Below are 16,948 nucleotides of genomic sequence, written 5' to 3'. Positions count from 1 at the left end.
GTGGGCACCATGACCGTCGAGATTTCTGATTCCCGCCTGACCAATTCCCTCGCCCAGGGCTGCGGTGAGATCCTTAAAGGCGTGCGCAATGGTGGCCTGCTACGGGGCCTTTCGCTTGGCGACGCCGGCGATGAAGCCGCCCAAGAATGGATCGCTCGCGTGCTTGAACAGCACCGCCCCCAGGACGGCATGCTCTCTGAGGAAGCCTCCGATGACCTCACTCGCCTCAAGAAGGACCGCGTGTGGATCGTGGATCCGCTCGACGGCACTAAGGAATTTGCCACCGGCCGCCAAGACTGGGCCGTGCACATCGCCCTGGTAGAAAATGGTATTCCTATCCACGCGGCGGTGGGCTTGCCGGATCTCGGCGTTACCTTCAAGTCCTCGGACGTCCGGGCGGTCACCGGCCCGCTATCTAAAAAATTCGTCGTCTCCCGCAATCGCCCGCCCAAGGTAGCCGGCTATATTGCGGAGAAAATGGGCTATGAAGTCGTGGGCGTCGGCTCCGCGGGTGCCAAGGCCATGCACGTGCTGCTCGGCGATTATGACGGTTATATCCACGCCGGTGGCCAGTACGAGTGGGATCAGGCCGCCCCGGTGGGCGTCGCACAAGCTTCCGGTCTGCACTGCTGCCGCCTCGACGGCTCCGAAATCCGGTTCAATAATGAGGACACCTTCATCCCGGATATCCTCATCTGCCGCCCCGAGCTCAAGGATGAAATCCTGGAGCACGCCCAGGCCTTTGCCGAGGAGCACGGCGGATTCTAAACTAGTGCGCATGATTGAGACCCCGTATGAGGATCTGCTGAAGAAGGTCCTAGAGACCGGCACGCCCAAAGGCGACCGCACCGGCACCGGCACGCGCTCCATCTTTGGCGCGCAGCTGCGTTATAACCTGGCCGAGTCTTTCCCGCTGCTGACCACCAAGAAGGTCTATTTCCACGCGGTATTGGGCGAGCTTTTGTGGTTCCTCAAAGGCGAATCCAATATCAAGTTCCTGCAGGACAATAAGGTCCGCATCTGGAATGAGTGGGCGGATGACAATGGCGAGCTAGGGCCGGTCTACGGCGTGCAGTGGCGCTCCTGGCCTACCCCGGATGGCGAGCACATTGATCAAATCCAGCAGGCGCTCGATACCCTCAAGGACAATCCGGACTCGCGCCGCAACTTGGTCTCTGCATGGAACGTCGCGGAGCTGGACAAGATGGCGCTGATGCCCTGCCACTTGCTCTTCCAGCTCTACGTGGCCGATGGCACCTTATCCATGCAGGTCTACCAGCGCTCGGCCGATATGTTCTTAGGTGTTCCGTTCAATATCGCTTCCTATGCGGCGCTGACCCACATGTTTGCCCAGCAGGCCGGGCTCAAGGTGGGCGAGCTTATCTGGACCGGCGGCGATTGCCATATCTATAACGACCACGTAGAGCAGGTCAAAGAGCAGCTCTCCCGCGAGCCACGCCCGTACCCGCAGCTCAACCTGCACAAGGCGAAAGACATGTTCTCCTATGACTTCGCCGACTTTGAGATTGAAGGCTACGACCCCCACCCCACCATCAAGGCGCAGGTGTCCGTCTAATGTTGGGCGCAATCTGGGCACAGTCCTTGGACGGAATTATTGGCGATGGCGAGCAAATGCCCTGGCACGTGCCGGAAGACCTCAAGCACTTTAAGGACGTAACCATGGGTGCGCCGGTCATCATGGGCCGGAAGACCTGGGAGTCGCTCAATCCTAAATTCCGCCCCCTTCCTGGCCGGGAGAATTACGTGCTCTCCTCCCGCACGCCCGGCCAGTGGTCCGCCGGCGCCCAGGTCATCACCGCTATGCCCCCGCTTTCCGACGCCTGGGTCATCGGCGGCGGCCAAATCTACACCGCCACCCTGGATCAGGTTGACCGCATTGAGGTCACCCTCATGGGCGTCAATATCGGGGATGCTTATGGCGATAGGTCCATCTACGCCCCCGAAATCCCCGAGGAATTCGGCCTCGCCCACAGCACCGACTGGCTCACCTCCGACAACGGTCACCTAGAGCTTCCGGACCAAGAGGCCAGCGATCTCCCCATCAAATACCGCTTTTTAACCTACGACCGAAAGGATGCAGCCTAATGTCTGTTACTACCCCAGAAACCAACTCCGACGTCACCATCTTCTACGCCGATTGGTGCCCATTCTGCGCCAAGCTGATTAAAAACCTGGACCGCACCGAAACCCCATACGAGCTTGTCGACGTCGAGGCCGACAACACCGAGGACATCAACGCTTGGATTGAATCCGTCAACGACGGCAACCGCATTATCCCTACCGTCCTCTACTCCGACGGTACCCACGAGACCAACCCACCAGCTTCCTCCGTGCGCAATAAGCAGAAGGAATTGGCCGAGAGCTAATCCAAGCCCCAGCCATTTCGGGGCGCCCCTGCCCCACTGCTATGATTAGCCAAGTTGCACTAGCAACTCCCAGCCCCAGTAGCTCAGGGGATAGAGCACGGCTCTCCTAAAGCCGGTGTCGGTGGTTCGAATCCACTCTGGGGCACAATGTGAAGTCTCGAGACATCGTTCCGATCGGCGTCTCGAGACTTTTCCGATTATTCAATACTCCGATCTAGCTGCCCCAAGCATATAAGGCGCTCACGTAGACTAAGCCTATGCACTTACTCCTCGCCTCATACCTACACCCAGAAATCAGCAAATACATTTCGGGTCGAGTGCTGTACATCGATGATGCTGCCGCGGGAATGAGCCAAGCCCCGTTCGCCCAAACAGAGTTGACAACCATTCGCAATGCGGCAGAGGAACTAATCCCCTTAACCGTGGCGCAGGCGCAACCGAGCGACATACGCAATGAAATCAACTTAGCCGACTGTATCTATGTTGCGAGCGGCGAGGCATTCCGTCTCCTTGATGCGCTGAGACTCACTGGTACCGACCACCTGCTAGTTGAAGCGGTCCAGAACGGCACGCTTTACGCTGGAAGTTCTGCCGGCGCAATGGTTGCAGGACCTTCAATCGAACCGGCATCAATCATGGACGATCCGCGGACGGCACCGCAGCTCACCGACCGCACAGGACTAAATCTCACTCCGTATGTCATTATTCCCCACGCCCAAGGAACGACTGGTCCTTATTCTATAAACGTCATCAGTGAAACTGTTGCGCAGTACGGACAAGATTGGAATCTCCTACTGCTGAGGGATGGGCAAGCCCTCTTAGTTGAAGGCAGAAAAACTTTGCTCATCTAATCCGCCCAGGAAAACAACAGACTTACACTAACTTTCTGGCAATAAATCAGTTCGATTGCTCCATGGAACTGCTTTCGTTCGCGGCACGGCGAACCCGCATCGCACTAACAAAGCCCAGCGCCAGGAATGCCGTTGCAGCAAGAAGGGAGTAGCGGGCGGCGCCGGTCATGCCGTAGCTAAGCGCCTGCACCACAACGCTGGTCTGCTCGCTAAAGGGACTATGCCCGCCTTGAACGCGCAGTTCTGCAATAGCGGAACCAGCTGATTGGCGCGTTGCTTCTGCTATGCCAGCGGCACCCGGCCCCATGATGCCGGCCGCCTCCAGCGTCTTGGGCAGCGTTAGCCCAAGTGCCATGGAAAATACCGACCCAGAAACCGCAGTGCCCAGCGCGGAACCGACTTGGCGGACCGTACTCTGGGTAGCCGAAGCCTGACCGAAACTATTCACCGGAATCTCGCTGAGCAGCGTACCCATCAACTACACAGGCACAAAGCCCAAGCCGTAGAGCGTCAATGGCAAGTCAATGATCCAACCGCAGCCACGCCAGAAATGAACGCTTGCGACACCAGCTATCGGCAATCATTCCTGTGGCCCACAACAGCGCTGCATACAGGACCGCATACAAACTATTACCCCAGTGCGCATGAGTTAGGTTCAGTCTCGCCGTGGAGGCACTGTGCCTATTCAGTAGCCATCTCGCTCATCATTAGTCACCTGCTACGGGTTGGGCCTCAGCCTCTTGAGCCTCGTTGATGGCATTGCCTAGTGCTGCAATGAATGCAATCAGGCCAATCGTAATGAGGATATGACCAAGACCAGCAATCCCGGAGATCATTGCAGTGGACTCCTCCCCCAATACGGTCAAGCACCCGTGCCAGATCATGACGCCGACGGTGATGACCACGCCGACGTTATACAGCCAAAAGAACGCATTGAACTGACCACGATTGCGTGACAGACCAAAGACCTTCTCCAATAGCAAGAAGATAAGGCTCATCATGAAACCGAGCGCCAGCAAGTGAGTATGCGCCACGCTCAGCTGAGTGAACTCACCCTCCGGGAAGTCATTGGCACGCGTGAATTCGCGGTAGAAGACCCCGGCCCCCAATCCCAAGACAAGGTAGAAAATAGATGCCCAATACAAAGCTTTCATGGTCATTCTCCTTCCCAACCGCTGCCACGGCCGGATTAGCGACGAATCAAATACTCCAAGGACTCATCTTTCCACATCTGTTCCGGCTTTGAATCGCAGGGCTGGTTGAAACTGCAATCAACCAGTTGGTTGACCACAGACGCAAATGAAAACGAAAGCATTCCCCAGTCCCTCGCCAAGCCCAGTATTAACAAATAAGCCAAATTTACCCTCGAACAGAGATCGTTTCGGGATTTTCCCGTTATAAGTTTTATCGAAACCCACCTCCACGCACCGTGCCTTTTTCAATTGCCTGCAATACATTGACGATTTCAGAATGTCTACAGACAAAACGACCCGTGGAAAAAGTTGAACGAGTTCTTTGAATCCTTAATCTTCTGGCAGAGCTTTTAAACTCCATGGCTCTCCAATCACACCTGCGGAATAGCAAACGCTTGCCCGCCTCTGATTGGAATTGCTCCATAACTGACTTGGGAGTAGCCCTCAGAGCGCACTATCCCATACCACGGTGAAAAGCTCGGCGAGAAGCATGCCGATCTAAAGGGGGCCGCCAAGCCCCACAGCATTAGCGAAGTGAACGCGGAACGGTTGTGGTCATCAGCTCGCGCTTGGTCCACTGCTGAGATCTGGTATTCCCTGGGGGTCGTCAGTACCAACGTCGGCACTGCTAGTTGTCCTCAAAACGGCGCCGTTGGACGGTACAGCGTGGATTCCAGACGCAACCGCGTGTGCCGAAAGTGCACCAATCCATTCGCCGTGATGCTCATATTTACAGGATCAAAACGCGAAAGTAGTTTCATTCAGTCTTGTATGAGGATTTTTAACCGCGCCGCCCTCCAAATCACCCGCTCAGGGAGTCAAAAATTAACTGCGAATTCACGTCGATCCCAAGTTTCCTTAACTTCGGAACAGTTAGATAAAGACTCCTGATCACTACTCTCTCTGGAGGAAATTCCCCAAATGAAGCCTAGGCACTCTTCTCTTACTGCTGTAGTTCTTGCTTCAACTGTACTTCTTACCTCGTGCGGTGAGCCTACATCCAAGAATGAAGATACGCAGGCAGAAAGCGGTTCAACTTCGATCACCGTCTACACCTCAGAGCCGGAAGAAAAGGTCGATGAGATCAATGCGGCCTTCAATGAAGAGTTTCCTGATATCGAGGTCAAGGTGTACCGCGCGGGCACCGGAGATTTGAACGCACGCATATCTTCAGAGAAAAAATCTGGTGACATCCAAGCGGATGTTTTCTGGGCAGCCGATGCACCTACCTTTGAAAACTATGCCGACGATGGTGACCTCATCCAGCTTGCCAATGTTGATTCCAACAACATCATCGACGAAGCCAAGGACGACGAGAATTTTTATGTCGGTACGCGCATTATCCCTACGGTAATTGCCTATAACACCGACGAACTTGCAGAAGGCGAAGCCCCGAGGTCGTGGGCAGATCTAACTGATCCGAAATATAAGGACAAACTCATCATGCCGAACCCGGCGGTCTCTGGCGCGGCGGCATTCAATGCCTCGGCGTGGAAGAACAATTCAGATCTCGGCGAAACTTGGCTCGAAGATCTCGGCCAGAACTCCCCGATGATCGCAGAGTCCAATGGTCCCACTTCCCAAGAAATCGCCTCCGGGTCACGGCCCGTAGGTGTAGTCGTCGATTATCTAGTGCGAGACCTAGCGGACAAGGGTTCCCCTGTCGCTCTTTCCTACCCTTCCGAGGGAGCACCGTATATTTCTGAACCTGCGGGTGTATTCAAAGATTCCAAAAAACAAGAAGCAGCACAAAAGTACATCAACTTCCTACTTTCGAAAAAGGCACAAAAAATCGCAGTCGAGCAGTCGTATCTTCCAGTGCGCAAGGACGTGGGAACTCCAGCAGCCACCCCAGAACTTGAAGACATTGAACTCATGGACCAAGACCTAGAGAAAATTACCAAGGATAAAAACGCCGCCGTCGAAGCTTTTCAAAAAGCAGTTTCTTCCTAGTCCCCGTCTGTTCTAATCCCTCCTAGTTCTTGATGGCTCACTTGTTGAAAAATCCCTCCGTATCCGCGCTGCGCGTTGGTGTGTGGTTCATCGCTGTTGGTCTGTTCATTACGCCTTTGGTCCTGGTTGTCTCCCTCGCACTGGGAGGAAACCAAATTCCCACCCTTCTGGAACAAGGGCTCAGCATTGCTACATGGAATTCGCTTTTCACCACGGCGCTTTCGGCGCTTGCTGCCGTCATCATTGGAACCGTTATTGCCATCGCAATAGACCGCACAGATATCTATGGCTCTTCGGTACTGCGGCTCTTCCTACTTTCGCCCCTCTTGGTTCCCCCTTTTATCGGAGCGATTGCCTGGACTCAGCTCTTCGGTCCGAATCAAGGTTTAAATAGACTCATTGGGTTCGAACTTTGGAATATCTACGGCGCAGATGGGGTCATTGCGCTGATGACTATCCACTCTTTTCCCACAGCATACGTAATCATTTCATCGGGCCTGCGCTCAATCTCACCAGATTTTGAACTCGCCGCCCGTGTATCAGGAGCTTCCGTAATAACGGTTCTGCGTACGGTCACCCTTCCCCTCCTTCGCCCTGCGTTGTTGTCAGCGTTTACCCTCACGGCAATTGCTAATCTTGCCGATTTCGGGATTCCCGCGATTATCGGCTCGCCAGCTAGGTTCGAAACCCTGGCAACGATGATTTACCGGTTCATCGATTCTGGCACCGTATCCAACCCCCTGCAGGTAGTCTCCACCATCGGAGTTGTTCTCTTGTTCTTGGGAATCGGCGCCGTCATCATGGACTATCTCACCTCATTAAGAAACTCACCTTCTTCCCATGACTCCGGTAGCCCGGCGCGCTTTTCGCTGCATTCAGCGCGTTGGCCGGTCACAATCATCATGTGGGTGTGCGGACTAGTCATTTCCATTGGCCCAATCCTCGGTTTGGCCTACCGCGCATTGCTACCAGCCCCTGGGATTCCGTTTACATTAGAAACCATTTCGCTGGCGAACTTCACCAATGCTTTGTCCAACCCGCGCGTCATCGACGGGCTAACCAATTCCGCACTTCTCTCAATAACCGCAGCGTTAATCTGCGGCATTCTTGGCTGGGTCATCGGAATATTAGTTTCCCGGACCCATGCACGGGGAAATACGCTTCTAATGCTTTCTACGCTGTTACCGAGCGCCCTGCCAGGACTCATCATCGGTGTAGCCTGGCTTATCGCCGGACGTTATACGGGGTTGTATAACACGATTTGGATAATACTTATTGCCTACGTCTGCGCATTTACCGCACTCGTTGTTCAATCCGTGCGTGCTCCTTTAATAAGTACCCCGACCACAATAGAAGAAGCAGCGCGCATTTCTGGTGCCACGCCCCTCAAGGCGCTCTTTTCAACCGTCGGTGCAATGAGCATTCCAGCGGCGATTTCCGGCGCAGTTCTAGTGGCGGTGACTGCGATTCGAGAGCTAACTATTTCCGTACTACTTGTCGCTCCCGGGACGACAACGCTGGGCGTCCAAGTGTTCAATCTTCAGCAGGCGGGAAATTATAACCAGGCATCGGCTCTATCCCTACTCTTCGCGATCGTCGGCATCGTTGCCCTCGCGCTGACTATTCAGTCCCCTAAGGTAAGGACTTAAAATGGCGAAAATTGCAACTTCACACCTCTCGGTCACTTTTCCGGACGGCACCACTGGCCTACGCGATATCAACCTCTCCATCGAGCCAGGAGAACTCATCGCACTTGTAGGACCGTCAGGCTCCGGTAAATCCACCCTCCTTCGCACCATCGCTGGTTTTATTTCCCCATCATCGGGCGAGCTCGACATCGATGGCAGACAGATGACTTCAACTCCTCCCGAAGAGCGCGGCATTGGTATGGTTTTCCAACAGCACGCGATTTGGCCACACATGTCTGTTAAAGAGAATGTTGGCTATCCGCTACGCCGAGCGAAAGTATCTAAGGCTAAACGCGAAGAGCACATTTCTAAAACTTTGGCCCTCGTAGGGCTGCCGGGATTCGAAGACCGGTCTCCGAACAGTCTTTCTGGCGGACAGCGCCAGCGCGTGGCTCTTGCCAGAGCGATCGTCGCAAGTCCCAAACTTTTGTTACTGGATGAGGCTCTTTCAGCTCTTGACGAACCATTGCGCGATAATTTGCGTCGCGAACTAGTGGCGCTGACGGAAAAACAACGTCTAACCACGGTGCACGTGACCCACGATCGCGCCGAAGCGCTGGCAATTGCAGATAGAGTCGTGGTCCTAGACGGCGGCGAAATCCAACAAATCGCTACCCCGCAACAGCTGCTGGAAAATCCTGCTAGCCCGGCGGTCGCGGCGTTTATTTCGGACGCGACAATTGTTCAAACCACCACTACAGGAGGCTGCGTCGAGTGTCCCACGCTTGGTGTTTCATGGCCTCTGAGCCAAGTAACCGTGCGAGAGGAAGGTACTAAAGCCGCTATCTTGCCGCACCACGCAAAGATTGTGGACGAAGACTATCTAGGCACCACGGTTCCAGCAATAGTGGACTCCGCAATTTTCGAAGGCGACCACTACTCCGTTACCGCCACTCATGAATCTGGAACCATATTCCGCACCACTGCGGACCACAAACCCGCATTGGGACAATCGGTTTGGATTCACTTTTCGCCGCCCTTGATTTTTTAATTCGTCACGTTCCGCGAACTTTTAACAACTCGGCGGTTTCACTGTGATCTCGTTTTCCATGACAGCTGCCCCGCTTTCTGGAACAAGATCCTATGCTCATATTGACCACAAGAAGCGAGGACCGTTGACCATCGAACGATCCTCACCGCCATTTCCTTCTGCGTTTCTCGCTTCTTGCTTAAGCTCTAAGTCATGAGTGAAAGTACTAAACACTACGCCGTAGACCTCACCCGCCTCGACACCGCCCTATACCGAGCTACCAATTCCGCGGGAGCAAGCATTGAGTTTGGCAGTGGCGAGGGGCTCCTCTCCCCTGTTGAACTCTTGCTTGCGGCCGTTGCGGGGTGCTCCGCAGTAGACGTGGACGTGGTGACCTCCCGGCGCGCTGAGCCGGAGTCTTTTGATGTGCATGTAGAAGGCGACCGCGTAAACGAGGATGGCGCATCGCGCCTGTCGGAGGTTCGCGTGGGGTTCAATCTTTCTTTCCCAGATACGTCCGAGGGTAACCAAGCACGCGAGCTGGTGGACAATCTGATTCGCATCTCCCATGAGAAGGACTGCACGGTGTCGCGCACGGTTGAGAATCCCACACGAGTGTTGTTTGGCAATGACTCGAAATAGCACTACGAAGTAAATGCGCGACATGCGCTTTCGCTGCCTCTGGGGCTTTAGACCTCCTGCTATGGTGCAGTTGTTAACTACTGTGACAAATGTGATTACTGCAGGAGCTCAACATGTCACCATCTTTCTCCCGTCGCGGCCTCTTTAAGGTCGGCGCTCTCGCCCTGACCGCATGCGCCATCGGTGCTGCCGCTCCCCATGCGGCGGCGCTCGGACCGGTGCGCGGCACCATCATCGATTATTCTGCCGGCGTTCCTTCCCCGCAGGCAATTAAGAAGGCCGGCCATATGGGTGCGATTCGGTACGTCTCCGACAAGCGCCCCGATGCAGCGTGGATGGCCGGCAAGCCGGTAACCCTGAAAGAGACCAAGGCCAATGCGGCAGCAGGCCTGCCCACCGCTTCCGTATACCAGTTTGGCCGCGCGGAAACCGCGGATTGGAAGCAGGGCGCAGCAGGTGCTGCATTTCACGCACCGAAGGCGATTGCACTACACAAGAAGGCAGGCGGCCCAACAAACCGCCCCATCTACATTGCTATCGACGATAACCCCACCCGCGAGCAGTACACCCGCCAAATCCGCCCATACCTGCAGGCGTTTTCCAAGACGCTGGAGCTGGCCGGCTACCAGACAGGTGTCTACGGTAATTACAACACCATCGAGTGGGCAATCCAGGATGGCATCGGCAAGTATTTCTGGATGCATGACTGGGGCTCTAATGGCAAGATTCACCCGCGCACCACTATTCACCAGCTGCCGCACGGCAAACAGCAGACCATTGGTGGCGTCATCGTAGACGTTAACGAGGTCTACGCCGATGACTGGGGCCAGTGGACACCGGGCAAGTCCGCAGCACCTGCACCGGCGAAGAAGCCAACCACTAAGAAAACACAGCCAAAGACTCAGCCGCAGGCCACGGCGCCGAGCAATGGCTCGTCCGACCTGGTAAATCAGCTGAGCTCGCAGCTACAGAGCAAACATCCAGAGCTGCCAGAGCTACCGCAGGTAACTGCGGATGGCGTCACTTTCAATGGTAAAACGTTGAGCAACGATCAAATTCGCCAGCTAGCGAAGATCGTCGCAGAAACGGTTGCTAAGGCGCGGTAGTACTACTTTTTAGAGGGCTCGGAGGTTTTCTCTGAGCCTTTCTTTTTATCTGTGGACTTCTTATCGGAGCTGCCTTTATCCTTCTTTTCGGACGTAGTGGATTCGCTGGTAGGTTCCTTCGACGCGGATTTATCCTTCTTCCCTGTGCCGGGTTTTTCGTCCTTATCCTTCTTGCTAGACGACGTCGTGGAGGTCTCCGAGGTAGTGGTTTCAATCGGCGGCACGCCCTCGCCGTCTTTGTACTTGAGGAAACGCTCGGTAGCCTTGCCCAGGCTCTTTCCGGTGACCTCATCTTTTACGTAATCAGTAAGCTCATCGGACGAGCCATTGATTGAGGCTGCGGCTACGAAGTTCTCACCAAAGGAGACGGAAGAGTTGATGGACTTATCATTGGACCAGCCCCACTTGCTGCCCACCACGTTAGAGAGCTTGGCGGTGCCATAGTCCTGGCGGTAGCCATCCTCAGAGATGGGATCGGCATGTGCCATAGCTACGAGCACTGGGTGGGTTTCATCGCGCTCGATGAGCTGCGAAATGAAGCTGGCAACGTCATACGTAGAGGTCTGCGAGTAACCCCATTTCTCGCCGGCTTTGGTGGATTCCAACTTGAATTCATCGGCAATGGTGTCGATGGACTCTGGGTACTTTTCAAAGAGATCCTCGGCGGACTTATCGGAGGAGCTAGCGATCATATCCAGCGCCTCATACTTATCTTCGTACTCGCCCTTTTCCATGACGTAGGTGGCGATATAGAGCTTGATGAGGCTGAGCGCCGGGCGAGCCTCGTGCTCCGAGGCAGAACCCATATGCATGCCATCATGCAGCCGAATATAGGTAACAGAGCGCCCCTCATCGCCTTCTAGAAACTCATTGATTTCTGGTGGGACGTCGCGGTTGGTGTCTGTTAATCCCGAAGGGGCGTCGGCAAGCGCGCCGCTATCGCTTTCGCTGGTGCTGCACGCGGTGGCGGTCAAGGCGAGCATACATACGGCTAAAGCGGCACCAGCCTTGGCTGATGCCGCCTTGCGAGTCAACGACGTTCTAAACACGTCGATACATGTTACCGGTTGAGTGCACTATCTAGGCAATTAATGCTGGACGGGTGCCTCCACCCCTACGCCGGTAAGCGAGCGGACTTCCATTTCTGCAGAAAGCTCCTCCAAGTCGTCTGGCTTGGTCATGATGGAGACCAACCAGCCGACGAAGAAGGACAGCGGAATGGATACCAAGCCCGGCGAGGAAAGCGGGAAGATAGCCCAGTCCGCGCCCGGGAACATGGAGGTCTCAGAACCGGAGACTGCTGGGGAGAAGAAGATGAGCACCAAGCAGGACACCACGCCGGTATACATGGAGGCCACCGCGCCTGCGGTATTGAAGCGACGCCAGTACAGGGAGTACAAGATAGTCGGCAGGTTGGCAGAAGCCGCAACCGCGAAAGCCAAGGAGACCAAAAACGCCACGTTCTGGGTCATGGCCAGAATGCCCAAGATGATAGCCACGATGCCAAGGACCACCACGGTGGCCTGGGAAACGCGAACTTGCTCGGCTTCTGTGGACTTACCATTGCGGATGACCGCATGGTAAATATCGTGCGCGATGGATGCCGAGGCGGTAATGGCCAGGCCAGCAACCACGGCAAGCACGGTGGCGAAGGCCACTGCGGAAATAACCGCCATGAAGATAGAGCCGCCAATCTCCAGCGCAAGCAGTGGTGCCGCGGCATTAGCCCCGCCCGGCGCGGCGAGGATGCGGTCCGGACCGACCAAGGCGGCGGCGCCGTATCCCAGGACCAAGGTCATCAGATAGAAGGCGCCGATGATGACAATCGCCCAGGTAACAGAACGGCGGGCTTCAGTAGCGGTAGGCACGGTGTAGAAGCGCATCAACACGTGCGGCAGGCCGCCCACACCAAGCACCAGCGAAATGCCCAAGGAGATGAAATCCAGCTTGGTGGCGGTGGTGGCGCCGTATTTCAGGCCAGGGGCCATGATGTCTTTAGCTTCATAGCCCTTCTCCTTAATCTGTTCAGAGGCGGCGTGCATATCAATGGCGTTGTTAAACAGCGCGCTAAATCCACCGCGCAGTGCAATGAATACCAAGAAGCACATGATGACTACGCCGGCTACTAGGAGCACAGCCTTGATCATCTGAACGTAGGTGGTGCCTTTCATGCCACCGACCAATACATAGACAATCATGAGCACACCAACGATGCCCACGACGACCGCCTGCCACTTAAAATCGTGGATATCCAGCAGCACGGCCACTAGAGAACCAGCGCCTGCCATCTGTGCGATGAGATAGAAGAGCGTGACAAAGAGGGTGGCGATGGACGCCGCTACGCGCACGGGCTTCTGCTTCAAACGGAAAGACAAGACATCCGCCATGGTGAAGCGGCCCACGTTACGCATGGGCTCAGCGACGAGCATGAGTGCTACCAGCCAGGCAACAAAGAAGCCGACTGAGTACAAAAAGCCGTCGTAGCCATTGAGCGCCACAGCACCAACGATGCCCAGGAACGATGCCGCGGAAAGGTAGTCACCAGAGATGGCTAGGCCGTTTTGTCGGCCGGAGAAGGTGCCGCCGCCGGTATAAAAGTCCGAGGCTTTCTTCGTGGTCTTTCCGGCGCGCAGCACCACCGCCATGGTGATGAAAAGGAAGATGCCGAAAATGGAGATATTCAAGATGGGATTGCCAGCGGAAGATTCGGCGGCGAGGGTGGTGGTAATCATTACATGCCCTCCAGCTCTTCACGGATGGCGGCCGACTTAGGCTCGATATTCTTATTGGCATACTTCACGTAGATCCACGTGATAATGAAGGTGGTGAGGAACTGGGCTAGGCCGAAAACCAGTCCGATATTCCAGCCGCCACCAAGCTCGATTGCCATAAAGCCAGGGGCAAACACGGCAGCTAGAACGTAGACCACGTACCACACAAAGAAGGCCACGGTCATGGGAAAAGTAAAACTCCGGTAGGTACGGCGCAGCTCGCCGAATTCGGCGGAGTCGCGCATCGCGATGAACTCGCTACCGGTGGGTTCGCGGCGCGAGACAGGAGTTGCAGCTACGTCACTCATAGAGCTTCGTCTCCTTGGGTGAGAGGAACTTAGGTCACACGAGATAATGTGTTATTAATCACTATCCATGTTTCCATGTAAGTTACCGAACATTTTCTGCAAGGTTGTGAACTCTGCCAAGAAAACACCTCACCTCTCCACCCTTTCAAGCTGATAGGTTCCGCCGAGCTGGATCAACGTCTTTAGCCAACTACCCCCATCGGTGGAAACAACCCCCCTTTTGCGAAGATTGTTAACAGCCGCTTGACAAAAGAAAAGCCCCCGGTGAGGGGGCTTAAACTGCGGGTGAGACTATTCCTCGTCGCCAGGGAACTCGCGCGGGTCATTAAACATGCGACCAAAGCCCTCCTGGCCTTCCAGGGCATCGATGGCGGATACTTCCTCCGCCGTAAGCTCCAACTCGGTGGAAGCGAGGTTTTCCTTTAGCCGCTCGGTGCGCGCGGACTTCGGGATCACGGACATCCCCTTAGACATGAGATAAGCCAGCACAACCTGTCCCTCGGTGGCCTCATGGTCAGCGGCAGCTTGCTCAATCACTGGGTTATTGAGCACTACCCCGCGTGCCAACGGGGCCCATGCCTCGGTGACGATGTCATTATCGTGATGGAAAGCGCGCAAACCGGACTGCGTAAAGCCCGGGTGAATCTCCACCTGGTTAAGCACCGGAGAAATACCGGTGGTGGAAATCAAGTCCTTGAGCACGTCCTCGTAGAAGTTGGCCACGCCGATGGACGCAATCTGACCCATACCCTGCAGGCGGGCGATAGCCTCAAAGGTCTCGTTGTATAGGCCACCCTGCGGCCACGGCCAGTGGATGAGATACAGGTCAAGATAGTCCAGCTGCAGATCCTTCAGCGACTGCTGGAATGCCTCTTCTACCTTGTGCGCACCGTGGTGGGAATGCCAGACCTTGGAAGTAACAAAGAGCTCATCACGGGTGACATCGCCGGCATCCATTGCCTGCTTGAGGGCGGTGCCTACCGCCTCTTCATTCTTGTACAGCGTAGCGGTATCGAAGTGGCGGTAGCCCAAATCGATGGCCTCACGGATAACGCGGATGCATTCCTCGTCATAGAGCTTGTACGTACCTAGGCCCAGCTGGGGCATTTCGCGGTCATCATTAAAAGTTACGGTTGGCACAGTCATGCCCTCCATTGTGCCGCAGTTTTTAAAGCCGCGCCGAAAACGACGAAACCCCAGGGCGAACCTGGGGTTGAGCGCTTTTAGTCGGCGCGGATGAGGTCAATGATGAAGACCAAGGTGCGGCCGGATAGCGGGTGCGCACCGCCGGCAGGACCATAGGCCTTTTCCGGCGGAATGATGAGCTTGCGACGGCCGCCCACCTTCATTCCCGGAATGCCCTCCTGCCAGCCGGCAATGAGACCGGTCAGTGGGAACTCGATGGACTGGCCACGGTCCCACGAGGAATCGAATTCTTGGTTGGTCTCGTATTCAGCGCCGACGTAGTGGACCTCCACTACGGCACCAGGCTGTGCCTCAGCACCGTCGCCGACGACGATGTCTTCTACGACAAGGTCCGTCGGCGCTGGGCCAGACTGGGCTTCAATAACAGGCTTATCCATGGGGATTATTCTCCTTGGGAAATCTAGTTTGTTCGTGCGGTCGCATTAAAAACCGAACCGAGCTGCACCTATTATAGGTGCTACCACCCGATTCGGCTTAATTCGGCGAACCCGCGGGGCGCTTTAGCGCTCGTTACGTGGGGTAACCTTACGCAGGGACTCGCCGGTGTAGATCTGGCGCGGACGGTTGATCTTGGTGTTGATCTCCAGCTGCTCGCGGTACTGAGCAATCCAGCCCGGCAGGCGGCCGATAGCAAAGAGGACGGTGAAGAAGTCCGTCGGGAAGCCCATGGCGCGGTAGATCAGGCCGGTGTAGAAGTCCACGTTCGGGTAGAGCTTGCGGGAGACAAAGTAGTCATCGTTCAGCGCAATCTCTTCCAGCTTCATGGCCAGATCCAGCATCGGGTCGCCACCCAAGTGATCGATGATCTCGTGTGCGGTCTCCTTGACGATGGCAGCGCGTGGGTCGTAGTTCTTGTACACGCGGTGGCCGAAGCCCATGAGGCGAACGCCCTTTTCCTTATTCTTCACGCGGTTCATGAAGTCGGTAGCGTCACCATCGTGGTTGTTCTGGATATCTTCCAACATCTCCAGAACGGCTTGGTTTGCACCACCGTGCAGTGGGCCGGACAGAGCGTTAATGCCGCCAGCAATAGAGACGAACATGTTCGCCTGCGCGGAACCAATCATGCGCACGGTGGAAGTAGAGCAGTTCTGCTCGTGGTCAGCGTGCAGAATGAGCAGCTTATCCAGGGCCTTAGCTACGACCGGGTCAACCTCGTATTCCTCGGTTGGGTAGCCAAACATCATGCGCAAGAAGTTCTCGCGGGCGTTCAGGCTATTATCCGGGTACATATAAGGCTTACCCTGGGAAGCTCGGTAGGCATAGGCGGCCAGCATTGGCACCTTAGCCAGCAGGCGAACGGTTGCCTTATCCAGCTGCTCTGGGTCCAGCGGGTTGAGCTGGTCCTGGTAGTAAGCGGAGAGAATGTTAAGGGAGGAAGCTAGCACCGCCATCGGGTGTGCGTTGCGCGGGAAGATGTTGAACGCGGCCTTGAAATCCTCATCCAGCAGGGTGTGGTGGCGAATTTCCTTATTAAAGTGGCTGAGCTCTTCCTCGTTGGGCAGGTGACCCTTGATCAGGAGGTAAGAAACTTCGTTGAAGGAAGCATTTTCTGCAAGGTCTGCAATGTCGTAGCCACGGTGGCGCAGGATGCCCTCTTCACCATTAATGAAGGTGATCTTGGACTCGGTGGAACCGGTGGAGGTGTAACCAGGGTCGAAGGTAACAAGTCCGGTTTCGTTACGGAGCTTGGAGATGTCAAAGCCGGAGTCACCCTCGGTGGACTGCTTGATGTCCATCTCGTACTCGCCGCCTGGGTACTGGAGCACTACTTTGTTGTCTTCAGAAGCCACGGAAGTTCCTTTCTCTTTGTGAAAGTCATTATTAGGCACTAACTTAAAGAAGCTAGTTGGATAGCTCTTCACAGTTTAGC

General features: G+C 55.4%; 18 protein-coding genes and 1 tRNA gene. 11 read left to right on the top strand and 8 right to left on the bottom strand.

The window, feature by feature from the left end:
• The first annotated feature begins 9 nt into the window (after window positions 1-9).
• The 6 genes from RAE07_RS06355 to RAE07_RS06330 all read left to right on the top strand — a co-directional run bounded on the left by RAE07_RS06355 (window position 10) and on the right by RAE07_RS06330 (window position 3,238).
• On the top strand, window positions 10-768 hold the full coding sequence (locus tag RAE07_RS06355) for a 3'(2'),5'-bisphosphate nucleotidase CysQ (protein WP_316328283.1): 759 nt from the start codon (window positions 10-12) through the stop codon (window positions 766-768).
• 10 nt (window positions 769-778) lie between these two features.
• Window positions 779-1,576: a thymidylate synthase gene (locus RAE07_RS06350; protein ID WP_200287956.1), complete on the top strand. Its 798-nt coding sequence runs from the start codon at window positions 779-781 to the stop codon at window positions 1,574-1,576.
• Complete coding sequence (locus RAE07_RS06345; RefSeq protein ID WP_200287958.1) at window positions 1,576-2,106, top strand: dihydrofolate reductase; 531 nt, start codon at window positions 1,576-1,578, stop codon at window positions 2,104-2,106. Before RAE07_RS06350 ends, RAE07_RS06345 begins: the two co-directional genes overlap by 1 nt.
• Window positions 2,106-2,387: a glutaredoxin domain-containing protein gene (locus RAE07_RS06340; protein ID WP_023021997.1), complete on the top strand. Its 282-nt coding sequence runs from the start codon at window positions 2,106-2,108 to the stop codon at window positions 2,385-2,387. Before RAE07_RS06345 ends, RAE07_RS06340 begins: the two co-directional genes overlap by 1 nt.
• Before the next feature lie 72 nt (window positions 2,388-2,459).
• Window positions 2,460-2,532: transfer RNA gene (locus RAE07_RS06335), tRNA-Arg, on the top strand.
• A 112-nt stretch (window positions 2,533-2,644) separates the two neighbouring features.
• Entirely contained in the window at window positions 2,645-3,238 is a 594-nt protein-coding gene (locus RAE07_RS06330; RefSeq protein WP_023021998.1) for a Type 1 glutamine amidotransferase-like domain-containing protein, read from the top strand.
• A 46-nt stretch (window positions 3,239-3,284) separates the two neighbouring features.
• On the opposite strand, the gene RAE07_RS06325 is transcribed toward RAE07_RS06330, so the two are convergent.
• Window positions 3,285-3,713, bottom strand: coding sequence for a hypothetical protein (locus RAE07_RS06325; RefSeq protein ID WP_023021999.1), 429 nt, complete (start codon window positions 3,711-3,713; stop codon window positions 3,285-3,287).
• Window positions 3,714-3,945: 232 nt separating this feature from the next.
• Window positions 3,946-4,392 (bottom strand): DUF2871 domain-containing protein, encoded by a 447-nt coding sequence (locus tag RAE07_RS06320; protein ID WP_316328280.1) that lies wholly within the window; start codon window positions 4,390-4,392, stop codon window positions 3,946-3,948.
• A 960-nt stretch (window positions 4,393-5,352) separates the two neighbouring features.
• Here RAE07_RS06320 and RAE07_RS06315 point away from each other — a divergent pair.
• From RAE07_RS06315 to RAE07_RS06295, 5 genes are all read left to right on the top strand, one after another.
• Window positions 5,353-6,384, top strand: a complete 1,032-nt coding sequence (locus tag RAE07_RS06315; RefSeq protein ID WP_316328279.1) for an ABC transporter substrate-binding protein — start codon at window positions 5,353-5,355, stop codon at window positions 6,382-6,384.
• A gap of 32 nt (window positions 6,385-6,416) precedes the next feature.
• The gene (locus RAE07_RS06310) at window positions 6,417-8,033 is read left to right on the top strand and encodes an ABC transporter permease (RefSeq protein ID WP_023027830.1); all 1,617 of its coding nucleotides are present in this window, start codon (window positions 6,417-6,419) and stop codon (window positions 8,031-8,033) included.
• A gap of 1 nt (window position 8,034) precedes the next feature.
• Window positions 8,035-9,063, top strand: coding sequence for an ABC transporter ATP-binding protein (locus RAE07_RS06305; RefSeq protein ID WP_316328275.1), 1,029 nt, complete (start codon window positions 8,035-8,037; stop codon window positions 9,061-9,063).
• A 192-nt stretch (window positions 9,064-9,255) separates the two neighbouring features.
• A complete protein-coding gene (locus tag RAE07_RS06300) occupies window positions 9,256-9,684 on the top strand; it encodes an OsmC family protein (protein WP_023022004.1) in 429 nt (142 codons plus the stop codon).
• Between the two features lie 113 nt (window positions 9,685-9,797).
• On the top strand, window positions 9,798-10,790 hold the full coding sequence (locus RAE07_RS06295; RefSeq protein WP_200287970.1) for a DUF1906 domain-containing protein: 993 nt from the start codon (window positions 9,798-9,800) through the stop codon (window positions 10,788-10,790).
• A 2-nt stretch (window positions 10,791-10,792) separates the two neighbouring features.
• On the opposite strand, the gene RAE07_RS06290 is transcribed toward RAE07_RS06295, so the two are convergent.
• The 6 genes from RAE07_RS06290 to RAE07_RS06265 all read right to left on the bottom strand — a co-directional run bounded on the left by RAE07_RS06290 (window position 10,793) and on the right by RAE07_RS06265 (window position 16,868).
• Window positions 10,793-11,839 (bottom strand): hypothetical protein, encoded by a 1,047-nt coding sequence (locus tag RAE07_RS06290; protein ID WP_200287972.1) that lies wholly within the window; start codon window positions 11,837-11,839, stop codon window positions 10,793-10,795.
• A gap of 39 nt (window positions 11,840-11,878) precedes the next feature.
• Window positions 11,879-13,522 carry a monocarboxylic acid transporter gene (locus tag RAE07_RS06285; protein WP_200287974.1) on the bottom strand — a complete coding sequence of 548 codons (1,644 nt, stop codon included), beginning with the start codon at window positions 13,520-13,522 and terminating at the stop codon, window positions 11,879-11,881.
• Complete coding sequence (locus RAE07_RS06280; RefSeq protein WP_023022008.1) at window positions 13,522-13,869, bottom strand: DUF485 domain-containing protein; 348 nt, start codon at window positions 13,867-13,869, stop codon at window positions 13,522-13,524. Before RAE07_RS06280 ends, RAE07_RS06285 begins: the two co-directional genes overlap by 1 nt.
• A gap of 291 nt (window positions 13,870-14,160) precedes the next feature.
• Window positions 14,161-15,024: an aldo/keto reductase gene (locus RAE07_RS06275; protein WP_200287976.1), complete on the bottom strand. Its 864-nt coding sequence runs from the start codon at window positions 15,022-15,024 to the stop codon at window positions 14,161-14,163.
• Window positions 15,025-15,092: 68 nt separating this feature from the next.
• Complete coding sequence (locus RAE07_RS06270) at window positions 15,093-15,452, bottom strand: FKBP-type peptidyl-prolyl cis-trans isomerase (protein ID WP_005323855.1); 360 nt, start codon at window positions 15,450-15,452, stop codon at window positions 15,093-15,095.
• 123 nt (window positions 15,453-15,575) lie between these two features.
• Window positions 15,576-16,868, bottom strand: coding sequence for a citrate synthase (locus RAE07_RS06265; protein WP_023022010.1), 1,293 nt, complete (start codon window positions 16,866-16,868; stop codon window positions 15,576-15,578).
• Between the last annotated feature and the right edge of the window lie 80 nt (window positions 16,869-16,948).

Origin of the sequence: Corynebacterium nasorum (assembly GCF_032821635.1) — a bacterium.
In the GTDB taxonomy this organism is placed as follows: Bacteria; Actinomycetota; Actinomycetes; order Mycobacteriales; family Mycobacteriaceae; genus Corynebacterium; species Corynebacterium kefirresidentii.
The sequence above is the reverse complement of the archived record's forward strand: the minus strand, read 5'-3'. Positions and strand labels throughout refer to the sequence as shown.

Excerpts from the sequence above, each read along its gene's own strand:
- RAE07_RS06355 (WP_316328283.1), top strand. The coding sequence starts at position 10 with ATGACCGTCGAGATTTCTGATTCCCGCCTGACCAATTCCCTCGCCCAG.
- RAE07_RS06350 (WP_200287956.1), top strand. The coding sequence starts at position 779 with ATGATTGAGACCCCGTATGAGGATCTGCTGAAGAAGGTCCTAGAGACC.
- RAE07_RS06345 (WP_200287958.1), top strand. The coding sequence starts at position 1,576 with ATGTTGGGCGCAATCTGGGCACAGTCCTTGGACGGAATTATTGGCGAT.
- RAE07_RS06340 (WP_023021997.1), top strand. The coding sequence starts at position 2,106 with ATGTCTGTTACTACCCCAGAAACCAACTCCGACGTCACCATCTTCTAC.
- RAE07_RS06330 (WP_023021998.1), top strand. The coding sequence starts at position 2,645 with ATGCACTTACTCCTCGCCTCATACCTACACCCAGAAATCAGCAAATAC.
- RAE07_RS06325 (WP_023021999.1), bottom strand. The coding sequence starts at position 3,713 with ATGGGTACGCTGCTCAGCGAGATTCCGGTGAATAGTTTCGGTCAGGCT.
- RAE07_RS06320 (WP_316328280.1), bottom strand. The coding sequence starts at position 4,392 with ATGAAAGCTTTGTATTGGGCATCTATTTTCTACCTTGTCTTGGGATTG.
- RAE07_RS06315 (WP_316328279.1), top strand. The coding sequence starts at position 5,353 with ATGAAGCCTAGGCACTCTTCTCTTACTGCTGTAGTTCTTGCTTCAACT.
- RAE07_RS06310 (WP_023027830.1), top strand. The coding sequence starts at position 6,417 with ATGGCTCACTTGTTGAAAAATCCCTCCGTATCCGCGCTGCGCGTTGGT.
- RAE07_RS06305 (WP_316328275.1), top strand. The coding sequence starts at position 8,035 with ATGGCGAAAATTGCAACTTCACACCTCTCGGTCACTTTTCCGGACGGC.
- RAE07_RS06300 (WP_023022004.1), top strand. The coding sequence starts at position 9,256 with ATGAGTGAAAGTACTAAACACTACGCCGTAGACCTCACCCGCCTCGAC.
- RAE07_RS06295 (WP_200287970.1), top strand. The coding sequence starts at position 9,798 with ATGTCACCATCTTTCTCCCGTCGCGGCCTCTTTAAGGTCGGCGCTCTC.
- RAE07_RS06285 (WP_200287974.1), bottom strand. The coding sequence starts at position 13,522 with ATGATTACCACCACCCTCGCCGCCGAATCTTCCGCTGGCAATCCCATC.
- RAE07_RS06280 (WP_023022008.1), bottom strand. The coding sequence starts at position 13,869 with ATGAGTGACGTAGCTGCAACTCCTGTCTCGCGCCGCGAACCCACCGGT.
- RAE07_RS06275 (WP_200287976.1), bottom strand. The coding sequence starts at position 15,024 with ATGGAGGGCATGACTGTGCCAACCGTAACTTTTAATGATGACCGCGAA.
- RAE07_RS06270 (WP_005323855.1), bottom strand. The coding sequence starts at position 15,452 with ATGGATAAGCCTGTTATTGAAGCCCAGTCTGGCCCAGCGCCGACGGAC.